14 protein-coding genes and 1 pseudogene are annotated in these 12,978 nt (G+C 64.7%); 2 read left to right on the top strand and 13 right to left on the bottom strand.

What is annotated here, in order from left to right:
• Positions 1-5: 5 nt before the first annotated feature.
• The 13 genes and pseudogenes from FP2506_RS16680 to FP2506_RS16620 form a co-directional block, all read right to left on the bottom strand.
• A complete protein-coding gene (locus FP2506_RS16680) occupies positions 6-581 on the bottom strand; it encodes a nicotinate-nucleotide adenylyltransferase (protein WP_007068770.1) in 576 nt (191 codons plus the stop codon).
• A gap of 77 nt (positions 582-658) precedes the next feature.
• A complete protein-coding gene (locus tag FP2506_RS16675; RefSeq protein WP_007068769.1) occupies positions 659-1,951 on the bottom strand; it encodes a glutamate-5-semialdehyde dehydrogenase in 1,293 nt (430 codons plus the stop codon).
• 68 nt (positions 1,952-2,019) lie between these two features.
• Positions 2,020-2,526, bottom strand: a complete 507-nt coding sequence (locus tag FP2506_RS16670; protein ID WP_007068768.1) for a DUF6653 family protein — start codon at positions 2,524-2,526, stop codon at positions 2,020-2,022.
• Positions 2,526-3,680 carry a glutamate 5-kinase gene (gene proB / locus FP2506_RS16665; RefSeq protein ID WP_007068767.1) on the bottom strand — a complete coding sequence of 385 codons (1,155 nt, stop codon included), beginning with the start codon at positions 3,678-3,680 and terminating at the stop codon, positions 2,526-2,528. The genes FP2506_RS16670 and proB overlap by 1 nt, the downstream gene beginning before the upstream one ends.
• Positions 3,677-4,732, bottom strand: a complete 1,056-nt coding sequence (obgE, locus tag FP2506_RS16660; protein WP_007068766.1) for a GTPase ObgE — start codon at positions 4,730-4,732, stop codon at positions 3,677-3,679. The genes proB and obgE overlap by 4 nt, the downstream gene beginning before the upstream one ends.
• A gap of 44 nt (positions 4,733-4,776) precedes the next feature.
• Positions 4,777-5,367 (bottom strand): DUF3833 family protein, encoded by a 591-nt coding sequence (locus FP2506_RS16655; RefSeq protein ID WP_007068765.1) that lies wholly within the window; start codon positions 5,365-5,367, stop codon positions 4,777-4,779.
• Positions 5,337-5,909, bottom strand: coding sequence for a GNAT family N-acetyltransferase (locus tag FP2506_RS16650; protein ID WP_007068764.1), 573 nt, complete (start codon positions 5,907-5,909; stop codon positions 5,337-5,339). The genes FP2506_RS16655 and FP2506_RS16650 overlap by 31 nt, the downstream gene beginning before the upstream one ends.
• 133 nt (positions 5,910-6,042) lie before the next feature.
• Complete coding sequence (gene rpmA, locus FP2506_RS16645; protein ID WP_007068763.1) at positions 6,043-6,312, bottom strand: 50S ribosomal protein L27; 270 nt, start codon at positions 6,310-6,312, stop codon at positions 6,043-6,045.
• Positions 6,313-6,437: 125 nt separating this feature from the next.
• Positions 6,438-6,728, bottom strand: a pseudogene (rplU, locus tag FP2506_RS16640) (50S ribosomal protein L21); the annotation flags it as partial.
• A gap of 219 nt (positions 6,729-6,947) precedes the next feature.
• Positions 6,948-7,820 carry a carboxylating nicotinate-nucleotide diphosphorylase gene (nadC, locus tag FP2506_RS16635; RefSeq protein ID WP_007068761.1) on the bottom strand — a complete coding sequence of 291 codons (873 nt, stop codon included), beginning with the start codon at positions 7,818-7,820 and terminating at the stop codon, positions 6,948-6,950.
• A 30-nt stretch (positions 7,821-7,850) separates the two neighbouring features.
• Positions 7,851-9,467 carry an L-aspartate oxidase gene (locus tag FP2506_RS16630; protein ID WP_081448382.1) on the bottom strand — a complete coding sequence of 539 codons (1,617 nt, stop codon included), beginning with the start codon at positions 9,465-9,467 and terminating at the stop codon, positions 7,851-7,853.
• Between the two features lie 74 nt (positions 9,468-9,541).
• Entirely contained in the window at positions 9,542-10,543 is a 1,002-nt protein-coding gene (nadA, locus tag FP2506_RS16625) for a quinolinate synthase NadA (RefSeq protein WP_007068759.1), read from the bottom strand.
• Positions 10,544-10,721: 178 nt separating this feature from the next.
• Positions 10,722-11,663 carry an NUDIX hydrolase gene (locus FP2506_RS16620; protein WP_148227719.1) on the bottom strand — a complete coding sequence of 314 codons (942 nt, stop codon included), beginning with the start codon at positions 11,661-11,663 and terminating at the stop codon, positions 10,722-10,724.
• 205 nt (positions 11,664-11,868) lie between these two features.
• Between FP2506_RS16620 and FP2506_RS16615 the strand changes: the two genes are divergently transcribed.
• Positions 11,869-12,405, top strand: a complete 537-nt coding sequence (locus FP2506_RS16615) for a TadE/TadG family type IV pilus assembly protein (RefSeq protein WP_007068757.1) — start codon at positions 11,869-11,871, stop codon at positions 12,403-12,405.
• Positions 12,405-12,968, top strand: a complete 564-nt coding sequence (locus FP2506_RS16610; protein ID WP_007068756.1) for a TadE/TadG family type IV pilus assembly protein — start codon at positions 12,405-12,407, stop codon at positions 12,966-12,968. Before FP2506_RS16615 ends, FP2506_RS16610 begins: the two co-directional genes overlap by 1 nt.
• Positions 12,969-12,978: the final 10 nt, after the last annotated feature.

The following is a 12,978-nucleotide window of genomic DNA, read 5'->3' as shown; positions in this document are numbered from 1 at the left end:
AGAGCTCAGCGTTTGTCCCTGAGCGCGGTTGAGGACATCGCCGTTCGAGTCCCGTGAAGAAACGTCCAGGCCGGCGCGGGGCGGAAGGCCAAGGTGCCGGCCTCGTGCTCGGGGATACGAAAACGCTCGTAGCGGATCGCGAATTTGGAGGAAAGCGTCGAAAGCGTGTCGCCGGGCCGGTCGACGACCGCGATGGGGACGGTCTCGGCAATCGTCTGCCAGTCCTGCCAGCGATGGAAGCTGGTCAGGCTGTCGGCGCCCATGATCCAGACGAAGTTGCCATGCGGGACGCGCTGTCGGGCGATACGGATCGTGTCGGCGGTGTAGCGCACGTGATAGGCCGCCTCGAAGGCGGTCGCCCGGTGCTGGGGTCCGCGCGCGAGATCGCGCACGGCATCGAGGCGATCGGAGAGCGGTCGAAGCTCGCCATGGTCCTTCAGCGGATTGCCGGGCGTGACCAGCCACCAGACGGCATCGAGCGAGAGCCGCTTGATCGCCCGTTCGGCGACGAGAAGATGCCCTTCGTGCGGTGGGTTGAACGAGCCGCCGTAAAGGCCGATCGCCTGTCCGGCGCCTGCCATCGGGATCTTCAGGTCGTACGGGATCAGGCCGCTCGAGGTGGCCGACGGATCACTGATCGAAGCGCCTGCGATGGTACTCAGAGCCTCGTCTGCCCGGAGCCGCGAACTCGGTAGTTGAAGCTGGTCAGTTGTTCGAGGCCGACGGGACCGCGCGCATGCATCTTCCCGGTCGCGATGCCGATCTCGGCCCCCATGCCGAACTCGCCGCCATCGGCGAACTGGGTCGATGCGTTGTGGAGGAGGATGGCCGAGTCGATGCCGTTCATGAAGGTCTCGACCGCCGCCTCGTCCTCGGCGACGATCGCCTCGGTGTGGTGCGAGGAATGGGCCTCGATGAACTCGACGGCATCCTCAACGCCATCGACCAGCGCGACAGAGATGATCGAGTCGAGATATTCGGTCGCGAAATCCTCTTCGGTGGACGCGTTCGCCCCCTGGTAGATCGCACGCACCTCGTCGGTACCGCGGATTTCGCAACCCTTTTCGGCGAGTGCATCGAGAACCGGGGCGAGGAGCGTGTCCTTCGCCTTGCGGTCGACAAGTAGCGTCTCGGCCGCGCCGCAGATGCCGGTGCGGCGCATCTTGGAATTCACCACGACGTTCACCGCCATGTCGCGATCGGCCGAGCCGTCGATATAGACGTGGCAGAGGCCTTCCAGATGGGCAAAGACCGGCACGCGGGCTTCCGCCTGGACGCGGGCGACGAGGCTCTTGCCGCCGCGCGGCACGATGACGTCGATATTGCCGGAAAGCCCGGCGAGCATCTCGCCGACGGCGGCGCGATCGGTCGAGGGCACGATCTGGATGGCGTGTTCGGGGAGACCCGCCTCGACCAGCCCGGCGCGCAGCGCCGCGTGGATCGCGGCGGAAGAATTCGCCGAGTCCGAGCCGCCGCGCAGGATAACGGCATTGCCGGATTTGAGGCACAGCGCGCCGGCATCGGCGGTGACGTTCGGCCGGCTCTCGTAGATGACGCCCACGACGCCGAGCGGCGTACGCACGCGGCTGATGTCGAGGCCGTTGGGCCGGGTCCAGGAGGCCATGACGTCGCCGACGGGGTCGGGGAGCTCGGCGATCGAGCGGAGGCCCTCGGACATGGCGATGACCCGCGCAGCGTTCAGCGTCAGCCGGTCGATGAAGGAGGCCGGCGACCCCTTTTCCTGGGCACGCGCGACGTCGACTTCGTTCTCGGCGAGAATGGTTCCGAGCGAGCCGACCAGAGCGTCCGCCATCTTCTCGAGCGCCGTGTTCTTCTGCTCCGTCGACGCGGTGGCGAGCACACGGGCGGCAGTACGAGCGCGGACACCGATGCCGTGCATCAGCTCGGTGATTGAGGCGTCTTCGGCCTGGCGTTTGACGGTTTCGAGCATGCTTTTCGATCCGTTGTTTCTGGCGCCCTATCGGCGGTCGGGGCGCGATCTTCTCAAGATTTTTCAGGCTATCGGAGCCAGCCGCGGTAGGCTGGCGTTGTATCCTTCATGTCGTCGAAGAGCCAAACCATTCGGTCGACGAACCAGAGCTTGGCAGCGAGGGTTCCGATCGTGCCGAATACGGTGGCGCAGGCGTCGAGGACGATCAGGCCATAGGTGAGCAGAATTACGAAGAGCCCGCTCGCGGCCGAGAGGATCAGCCCCATCCGTTCGTGATGGCGGGGGATCGGATGGGCTCGCCGCGCGAGAAAGACGCGCTCGCCGAACGTGCCCTTGGAAGCCCAGTTGTCCGTAGAGGCCGGCGGCGGGAAGAGCCGCGGATTGACGAACGTGAATGCTACGATCAGCACGATGGGGATGAGCGCCCACCAGCCGATCCAGACGCGCGACCAGATGGCGAAAGCGAGAGCCGGCAGGATGGCGACGCGGGTCCAAACACTGATCGGATTTGCGTGCCGGGCCCAGGTGGCATCGTCCATGCCCATCAGCCGTTCGCTCGCGCGAAAAATGTCCATCACCTGGCCTCTTCCAGTTCGGCACTGGTCGCGCCCTCCGCGCCCGTGATCGCCAGATCGTCGCGATGAATCATCGCGCCGCGACCCTCATGGCCGAGAGCATCCTCGATCGCGTCGGAGCGAAGGCCCGCAATCTTGCGCGCGTCCTCGGAATCGTATGCGATCAGCCCGCAGGCAACAGCCCTTCCCTTCTGGTCGAGAATGGCGACGGCATCGCCTCGTCTGAATGTGCCGGTGACCTTGACGATGCCGGCGGGCAGGAGGCTCTTGCCGGCGCGAACGGCCTTGAGAGCGCCGACATCGACGGTGATCGCACCGCTCGTCGACAGGTGGCCTGCGATCCAGCGCTTGCGGGCGTTCGTCGGCGTGTCGATCGCCTTGAAGTGGGTGAGCCGTTCACCGTCCTCGATCGCCGACAGGGGATAGAGCCGCTTGCCGAGGGTAATCACCATGTCCGTGCCGGAGGCCGTAGCGATGCGGGCGGCGTCGATCTTGGTCTTCATGCCACCGCGCGAAAGCTCCGAACCGGCGGCACCAGCCATGGCGTCGATCTCCGGCGTCACCTTCTCGACGACAGGAATATGCGTTGCGCTCGGATCGTTCGCGGGGGGCGCCGTATAGAGGCCGTCGACATCGGAGAGGAGGATCAGGAGATCGGCGTCCACCATGGTCGCGACGCGAGCGGCGAGACGATCGTTGTCGCCGTAGCGGATCTCGCCGGTCGCGACCGTGTCGTTCTCATTGATCACCGGAATCGCGCGCATGGACAGAAGCGTGCCGATCGTTGCCCGCGCGTTGAGATAGGAGCGGCGGTGCTCGGTATCGTTGAAGGTGAGCAGAATCTGCCCCGCCTCGAAATTGTGCCGGGCGAGCATTTCCGAATAGGTGCGTGACAGCGCGATCTGGCCGACCGCTGCCGCGGCCTGGCTTTCCTCTAGTTTTAGCGGTCCGGGCGCGATCTTCAGGAGCGTGCGGCCCATGGCGATGGCGCCGGAGGAGACGACGAGTATTTCGTGCCCTCGGCCCGCGAGCCGGGCGATGTCCTCGCAGAGGGATTCCAGCCAGACGCGACGCAGGCCGCGCCCGCGGTCGACGAGGAGAGCGGAGCCGATCTTGATGGTGATCCGCTTATATTTGGAAAGCGGAAAACTCATCGGTCGGGGTCCCCATAGGCAAGGTCGGGGCGCCATTCGCCGGGTTCTTCTTCAGGTGTCTCGCGGCCGGCGGCTATCTCGGACGCGAGCCTGCGCAATGCCTCCGTCAGCCCCTCCCGGCTGACGGCCGAGAGCTGGAGCGCAGTCTTGCCGGAAGCCTCCTTGAGGGCCGCGAGCTTTTCGGCGCGAGCTTCGGCGTCGAGCGTATCGACCTGGCTGAGGCAGAGGATTTCGGGCTTGTCGGTCAGACCGTGGCCGTAGGCTTCGAGTTCGCCTCGCACGGTGCGGTAGGCATGTGCGACGTCTTCCTCATTGCCGGAAACGAGATGGAGGAGGACGCTGGTGCGCTCCACATGGCCGAGGAAACGGTCGCCGATCCCGACGCCGCGATGGGCGCCTTCGATAAGTCCCGGAATATCGGCGATGACGAACTCGCTGGCATTGATCTTGGCAACGCCGAGGCCGGGGTGGAGCGTCGTGAAGGGATAATCCGCGATCTTCGGGCGAGCTCGGGTGACGGTCGAAAGGAAGGTCGACTTGCCGGCATTGGGCAGGCCGACGAGGCCGGCATCGGCAATGAGTTTCAGGCGCAGCCAGATCGTCAGGTCCTGGCCGGGCTGGCCGGGATTGGCGTGGCGCGGCGCCTGATTTACGGAGGACTTGAACCGATCGTTGCCGAAGCCGCCATTGCCGCCGGCGGCGATCTTCTTCTTCTCGCCGACCTTCTGGAGGTCGCAGATCAGAGTCTCGTTGTCCTCGGCGAAGACCTGCGTGCCAGCCGGCACTTTCAGCGTGATGTCCTCGCCGTTGCGGCCATGACGGTTGCGGCCCATCCCATGGACGCCGGTCTCGGCCTTGAAATGCTGCTGGTAGCGATAGTCGATGAGGGTGTTAAGGCCTTCGACGGCCTCCACCCAGACATCGCCGCCGCGGCCGCCGTCGCCGCCGTCCGGCCCGCCGAACTCAACGTGCGCCTCGCGCCGGAACGAGACGGACCCCGCCCCGCCATCGCCCGAACGGACGTAGACCTTGGCCTGGTCGAGAAATTTCATGGCGGCCTTTCGATGTTTCGTTGTTCGGGTTCGGTCGGCGTCGTTCAGTTGCTTGGCTTATAGAAGGTGACGTTCGAACTTGCGAGCGGCAGATAGTATTTCGAGACAGTCACGTCGTTGGTCATCGTGCCATCGCCAAGCAGACGCATGGCGTGGTTGAAGTGGAACAACGTCTGCGAGCCGTTGGGCGCGTAGCCGTCGTAGTCGAGGTCGAGGCTCGTCTCGTCGTAGGTGCCTGAGACCGGCTGGGGTTCGGTCATCGTGCCTCCATCGATCTCGGTCGAGACCGTACCAGAGATCGAGCCGTCGCGATGGGCGAAGAGATCCCAGCGCTGCAGGGCCTCGCCGTCGGCGAAGTTGAAACGCTCGTCGAGCTTGAGTTCCCCTTGGTCGTATGTGCCCTCGAAGCCGGCCGTGAACGCCTCCGTCCAGATGAAAAGCGTGGTGATCGTGCCTCGCGACTTCGAGGCCCCGTCGAAGAAGGCGAGCGGTGCTGTCGCCTTCACGTCCGGGCGGGCCGTCGCGCCTCCAAGCGAAACCGGCGTCAGCAGCACGAGGGTCACCGCGCCGGCGAGGATCGGAAGCGTGTTGGCGATGTTCCGCATCAGCGTCCCCACATTCGGATCGAGCGCCATGAGCACTTGTCGAGCATGTAATGCTCGCTGGCGACACGGCCTGAGGCGAGCGATTCGATCATGCCGGGTCCGACGAAGGCAAAGCCGCACTTGCGGATGAGGTGCCTTGAAGCATCGTTGACCACACGGCAGGAAACATCGATGCGGCCGAGCTTCAGGATCTCGAAGCCGTAGTCGATCAGCTTCTGCACAGCCTCCGTCCCGTAGCCCGCACCCCAGAAGTCCTGCGCGAGCCAGTAGCCAAGTTCGGCGCGGCCATTCTGAGCCCGGTGCAGGCCGCAGATGCCGATGAGGTCGCCGGTCTCGCGGAGGGTGATGGCGAAAATCGCGTTCTCCGGACGACTTGCGATCTCGCGGAGGAAGTCTTCTGCGTCCTCCATCTCGTAAGGCCAAGGCACTCGCGAGAGCATTGAGACGACGTCGTAGTCAGAAAGGTGCCGGGCGATCACCGGCGCGTCCGCTACCGTAGGCGTTCGCAAGGCGAGCCGCCGCGTTCTCAACTCTTCGTCGTCGTCACCTGCGCATATCAGTTCGTCTCTCATCTTGGCCTCCGGCAGAAACGAAATCAGGGGAGATGGCGGCCCATCTCCCCTTTCGTTCTTTGCCGGAAACCTTCGATGCGGGGCTTCCTGAAACGCCGGGGCTATGAGACGCCGGCGCTACTCAGGACACCGGTCATTCAGCGGCGGCGGCCGCCGGGAGTACGGAAATATACGTGCGCTTGTTCGCTTTCTTCTGGAAGACGACCTTGCCGTCTGCCTTGGCGAACAGCGTATGGTCTTTGCCCATTCCGACGTTCACGCCCGGATGCCATCGCGTGCCGCGCTGACGCACGAGAATGTTGCCGGCGATGACCTGCTCGTCGCCGAACTTCTTCACGCCGAGGCGCTTGGATTCCGAGTCGCGTCCGTTGCGCGAGGAACCGCCAGCTTTCTTATGTGCCATTTCGAACTCTCCTTACCCCGCTTGCGGGGCCGATGGGCTCGTGTTCAGCCCAGACTATGCGTTTGATCGGTTCATGCGACCCGTTTTTTAGGTCGCTTCGACGAAATTCCCGGTTACGCGCCGGCGATGTCGGCGACGCGGACCCGGGTGAGGTCCTGGCGATGCCCGCGTGTGCGCTTGGAATTCTGGCGACGGCGCTTCTTGAAGGAGATGACCTTCTTTCCGCGCGTCTGCTCGACGATTTCCAGGGTGACCTTGGCGCCATTCACGAACGGCGTTCCGATCTTGGAGCCGACCATGAGGACTTCGGCCAGTTCCACCTTGTCGCCGGCTTCACCCGGAATGCGTTCGATGGTGAACTGATCATCGGCGGCAACGCGATACTGCTTGCCTCCGGTCTTGATGACTGCGAACATTTTATCTCCGTTCGTCTGATCGGCTCTCGTGCTGATCCTGCGGAGGCAGGTTCGCCGGGCCGTCTTCTTGTTCAGTCGGTTGACGTTTAAGACACCAAAAGGCTGGATCACGCATGGATGCGTTCCAGCCTTTCGTTCGAGGGCTCGTATAAGCGCGGACTGCCGGGTCGTCAAGCACGCGGGCGGTCACGGACCGGTGTTGCCGTGTGTCGGTCTGTTCTAGCCTATCTCGTCCAAACCGAGATCGACGATCGGGGCGGAGTGGGTGAGCCAGCCGACAGAAATGAGGTCGACGCCAGCAGCGGAGACCGGGCCGATGGTTTCCTTTGTCATGCTGCCCGAGGCCTCGGTGATCGCGCGTCCGTCGACGATGCGGACGGCCTCCGCAAGCAACTCCGGGCTCATATTGTCGAGGAGGACCGCGCCCGGCCTGTGGGCCATCGCCTCTTCGAGCTGTTCGAGCGTGTCGACCTCGACCTCGATCATCAGCATATGGCCGGCATAGGCTTTCGCGCGCTTCATCGCCTCCGAGACCGAGCCGGCGACGGCAATGTGGTTGTCCTTGATGAGGATCGCGTCGTCGAGGCCGTATCGGTGATTGCCGCCCCCACCGGCCTTCACGGCATGCTTCTCGAGGTTGCGCAGGCCGGGCGTCGTCTTGCGGGTGCAGACGATGTCGGCCTTGCCGTGCGCCTTGGCGACCGCGACGAGATCGGCGGTCGCCGTCGCGATGCCGGAGAGATGGCAGAGGAGGTTGAGAGCGACACGCTCGGCCGTAAGGATCGAGCGCGCGGGACCTTCCATCCGCAGCACCGCATCGCCGGGCTCGAAGAACGCCCCATCCGCCGCGACGATTTCGAGGCTGACCGAGGGATCGACCAGTTCGAACGCGAGACGTGCTGCTTGGATGCCGGCGAGCGTGCCAGGCTCGCGGGCGGCAATCTGACCGCGCATCCGCGCATCCGCGGGAACAACGGCTTCGGACGTGACGTCGCCACGGCGGCCGAGATCCTCGTGGAGAGCGGCGCGGACGATCGGCTCGATCAAAAAGCGGGAGGGGCCGGCGAGGGCCGCGGCACGCAGGGCGGACATGGGGTCTGATCTCTTCTCGATGGGCAAGGGTCAGCCGGCGAGCGCCGGGCTTGTCGCCTCGCTCCGAAAGGCGGCGGGATGCGGATCGTGGGTTGCGACGAGGTCGTGGAGCCGCATGCGGCTGTGCACGGGCGCGTCCTCCTGTGGATGATCGGTCCGGAAGTGCGCGCCGCGGCTTTCCTCGCGGGCCAACGCGGCCCGCGCGATCACGAGACCGATTTCGGCGGCGGCAAAGCCGCGGGCCGCCAGAGGCGAGAGATCGTCGATTGCCTGATCGAGACCCTCAACATCGCGCGAGACCCCGACATTGCGGGCCATGATCGCGCGGGTCGCGAACAGGGCGTCGCGGGCCTCGCGCTCCTTCGGAGACCGCAACGGCGCGCCTGCGAGCGCCAGGCGAGCCGATCCCGCTTGTGGACCCGAGGCGGCGATGTCCTCGGCGATCCGGCGTCCGAAGACGAGCGCTTCGGCGAGCGAATTCGAGGCGAGACGGTTCGCGCCGTGGAGGCCTGTCGAGGCGCATTCGCCGGCCGCCCAAAGGCCGGGCACGGAGGAGCGTCCGAGCGCGTCGGTCTCGATGCCGCCCATGTGGTAGTGCGCGGCGGGCGTGACCGGGATTGCCTGCATCGCCGGATCGATGCCGTTTGCGCGGCATAGGCCAGTGACCGTTGGGAAGCGCTTCGCGATCGCCGCGCCGAGATGGGTGGCGTCGAGGGTGACGGCGTCGCCTCTCGCCCGCTCGGCGAAGATCGCGCGGGCGACGACGTCGCGCGGGGCGAGTTCGCGGCCCGGTATATCCGCCATGAAGCGTTCGCCCCTGCCGTTAAGGAGAATCGCACCCTCCCCGCGCAGGGCTTCGGTTGCGAGCGGCAGCGGCGCGCCGGGCATCGCGGCGATATCGATCGCGGTCGGGTGGAACTGCACGAACTCCATGTCGCGCAGGAACGCACCGGCGCGGGCGGCGAGCGCGAGGCCGGATCCGGTTGCGCTGGAAGGGTTCGTCGTCTGGGCGTAGAGGGCGCCGAGCCCGCCTGTGGCGAGGACGGTAGCGCCTGCAGCGATGGCGAACGCCTCGCCGCCGATCGCACGGCAGAGCGCGCCAGCCACACGCCCCTCCCCGTCCTTCAGAAGCGCCGTGGCTGCAACGCGTTCGAGGACAGTGATACGCGGATTGGCACGCGCGGCTCCGACCAGTGCCTTCAGAACGGCGTGGCCGGTACCGTCGCCGCCGGCCTTGACGATACGGCGGGCCGAATGAGCCGCTTCCAAACCGAGAGACAGTTCGCCCCCGTTCTCGCGATCGAATGGAACGTCGAGACCATCAAGCCAGCGGACCGCATCACGGACCTCGGTCGCGACCAGGAGGGCGACCTCCGGCTCGGTCAGACCGGCGCCGGCCGCGACGGTATCGCGCGCATGGGCCTCGGGTCCGTCGCTTGGGCCAAGCGCTGCGGCGATGCCGCCCTGCGCCCAGTCGGTCGCCGCCTCAAGGCCGAGCGGCGCGGCGGTGACGAGTGTCACCGGCCCATGCTCGGCAAGCTTCAGCGCAGTCGTCAGGCCGGCGACCCCCGCTCCGATGACAAGAGCAGGCGTTTCGACCGACGGTCTCACGGCGTCGAAGTGGTCCGGGATGTGATGAAAGGTCATGCCGCTTGCCTTCTCGAGGCTGGACAAGGAAGGGATGGCGGCATCTGAAGGACGCCGCCACGAGAGCCGTTCGCTCAGTTCCTGACTTCGAGCATCCGTTCAACGGCCCGGCGCGCCGGAGCCATAAGATGCTTCGGCACGATCACCTCGTGTTCCATGTTCTCCAGCGCCGAGCGGATGTTCTTGAGGTTGATCCGCTTCATGTGCGGGCAGAGATTGCACGGCTTGACGAATTCCGTCTCCGGGTTCGCAGCCGCCACGTTGTCGCTCATCGAGCATTCGGTGATAAGCGCGACGCGCGCGGGCTTCTTGTTCGCCACGAAGTCCGACATGTTTGCCGTCGAGCCGGCATAGTCTGCTTCGGCCACCACCTCCGGCGGGCATTCCGGATGGGCGAGGATCGTCACACCCGGATAGGCCTCACGCATGTCGCGTATGTCCTGCGGGGTGAACTGCTCGTGGACTTCGCAGTGGCCGGCCCAGGTGAGGATCTCGACCTCGGGAATGTCGCGCTGGACATTCTGGGCGAGATATTCGTCGGGCAGCATCAGGACGCGCGGCACGCCGAGCGAACGGATGACGGCATGTGCGTTGCCCGAGGTGCAGCAGATGTCCGAGGCCGCTTTCACCTCGGCCGAGGTGTTGACGTAGGTCACCACCGGAACGCCGGGATATTTCTGGCGGAGCAGTGCGATGTCTTCAGCCGTGATCGAGTCGGCGAGCGAGCAGCCGGCGCGCATGTCCGGGATGAGGACGGTCTTATCCGGGTTGAGGAGCTTCGCCGTCTCGGCCATGAAGTGGACGCCGGCCATGACAATGACGTCGGCATCGGTCGTCACGGCCTCGCGGGCAAGCGCCAGCGAGTCGCCGACGATGTCGGAGACGGTGTGGAAGATTTCCGGCGTCTGGTAGTTGTGGGCGAGGATGACGGCGTTCGTCTCGCGCTTCAGATCGAGGATGGCCTGAACGTCATCCTCCATCGTCGCCCATTCGGGCTTCGGAATGAAACGGCTCACCTTGTCGTAAAGCGCGTCGGTCGTCCGGAGTTTTGGGCGTTCGAGAACGAGTTCGGTCATCGCGGGTCACCTCCATCCGCGACCGGGCCGAAGCCTGAAGACGCGGGTTGTCATTCGGCCCTTCCCGAGCCGGCTTATGCTAGATATGAGCATAAGTACGGGAATGCAAGTCGGGAGGTCAAATCTTGTGCGAAGTGGCGCAGTGACGATTTCGTCATCTGAGACGAAGAGCTTGATTTCAGGCGGTTTCGCCGGGACGTTCCATTGTGATCTCCGGACGATAGCGGAAAAGCTTGGCCGGCCGGCCGCCGGTCTGGGTCGAGAGGCGGCCGGTCTCCTCGATCAGCCCCTGGCTTTCCATCAAACGCCGGAAGTTCGGCTTGTGCAGGCGAACGCCCGACAGCGCTTCGGCGATGCGCTGGAGATCGAACAGGGTGAATTCGTCCGGCATCAGCTCGAAGAGAACCGGACGATACTTGATCTTGGCGCGCAGCCGGCCGATCGCCGTCGCCAGCATGCGCCGATGATCGAGGGCTAGCGGCACCCCGGTATCGGCCCGTGCGCGAACCGCGCAGCCGCGATCGCGCCCCGCCTCGGCGACAAGACCGGCCTCGTAAAGAAGCTCGTAGCGTTCGAGCACGCGCTCCTCGTTCCATCGCTGGCCGTCCTCCCCGAACGCGGACGCGATCCGGGCGAGACGGCCGCGTTTCGTTCCGGAGCCGGCGTCTTCCGCCCAATCCTGCAAATCCTCCCGCAGAAGCGCGATCGAGCCTGGTGCGCCGTCGCGCCAGTCCTCGTAGGGGAAATGGGCATAGAGATCGGCCCAGCCGGCGGCGGGGCGTTCGTCGGCCGCGCCGCGCACCAGCGCCAGATAGGCGATAGAGACAAAGCGCCTCGTGCCGGGCCGGCTTTTGTCGCCGAAGGTGTAGAGCTGTTCGACGAAACCGAGGGGTTGGCCTGTCTGACGCTCCACCCAGCTGCGGACACCGGCCTCGAGGGTGCGGTGCTCCGCTTCGAGCGGGCCGGAGGGCAGCGCAGGCATTCCCTCCTCACCGGAATTGGCGAGGAGCACCCGCGGGCCGGCATCGTCGAAGGCAACGACGACCGCGTTGAGGCCCACCCCGACGGTTTGCCCCTGGTGGGCGTGGAGCTCCACAGCACCGTCCGCTCGCTCGGCCATGCTCATCGGATTTCGCTCGCCCATCCCTAAAGCGCTGCTCGGTTCCTCCAGATAGCAACGATCGGGCCGCTTAAGGAAGCCTTAGAAGGCTCGCTCGTTCACCTAACGGTAACGACGAATCCATCTTGGCGCCTGGCCTGATGTCCGGATTCACCCCTCGTTGAACTCTTCCGTCGTCTAACGAAGTAAGATCAAGGAGGGGTCCATGCGAGAGACCGCTTTTCACAACTCGAACGCCAGGACACTCGGTAGCCTCTTCAAGCGTCTGCGGAAGGATCGCGGGGGCGTCGCTGCGATTGAATTCGTGCTGTGTGCATTCCCATTCTTCGCGCTCTTTCTTGCAATTATCGAGACCGCCATTCTTTTCACGGCCGGGATCGTCCTCGAAAGCGGGGTCCAGGGCGTGGCGCGACAGATCCTGACCGGCCAGCTGCAGAGTGCGGGCGACGAAGCTCCGACCAAGGAGGAGTTCAAGCAGCTCGTCTGCGACCGCATCGACTACTTCCTCGCCTGTGACAAGATCCAGGTCGACCTCAAGACCTTCGACGATTACTCCGCCATCGATCTGAGCTACGATCCGGATGGGTTCGGATACGATCTGGGCGGCAGCGAGGACATCAACGTGCTTCGGGTCTTCTACGAGTGGGAATGGCAGACTTCGATGCTTCACGCCCTATCCGGGGACGATAACGGCAAGCTGACCTTTGCCTCCGTCGCCGCATTCCGTAACGAGCCCTTCTGATGATCGCCACGATTTCGAGACGATTCCGCTCCGCCCGTCGCAGTTTCGCCGCCGCCAATACCGGTGTCGCCGCAATCGAATGCGTGATGATCCTGCCGTTGTTCGTCGTTCTCTATCTCGGCATGTTCGAGGGCTCCAAGATCTACGAAGGCGCCAGCAAGGCGAACACGGCCGCTGAGACCATAGGCGATCTCGTCTCTCGCACACGCTCGATCTCGTCGAGTGAGATTAACAGCATCTTCGAGATCTCAGAGGCGATCATGTACCCGCTGAACGCCAGCAAACTTGCTGTAACAATCTCCGCCATCGAGATCGACGACGAGGGTAAAGGCAAGGTCGCCTGGTCGAAGAAGGACAGCGGCGCGGGATTCGCCAAGGGGTCCAGCTATCCGCTGTCTGACGAATTGAAGCAGAACCCGAGCAAGTTTCTGATCATCGTCGACACGCGATACACGTACGAATCGCCTCTGATCAACACAGTGATCGCGTCCAGCCTCGAAATCGACAGGCAGTTCGCGTCCGTTCCGCGGTTGTCCGAAAACATTCCGTGCGGCGACTGCTGAGCAGGCATTG

It is taken from the genome of Fulvimarina pelagi HTCC2506 (assembly GCF_000153705.1).
Classification (GTDB): Bacteria; Pseudomonadota; Alphaproteobacteria; order Rhizobiales; family Rhizobiaceae; genus Fulvimarina; species Fulvimarina pelagi.
The sequence above is the reverse complement of the archived record's forward strand: the minus strand, read 5'-3'. Positions and strand labels throughout refer to the sequence as shown.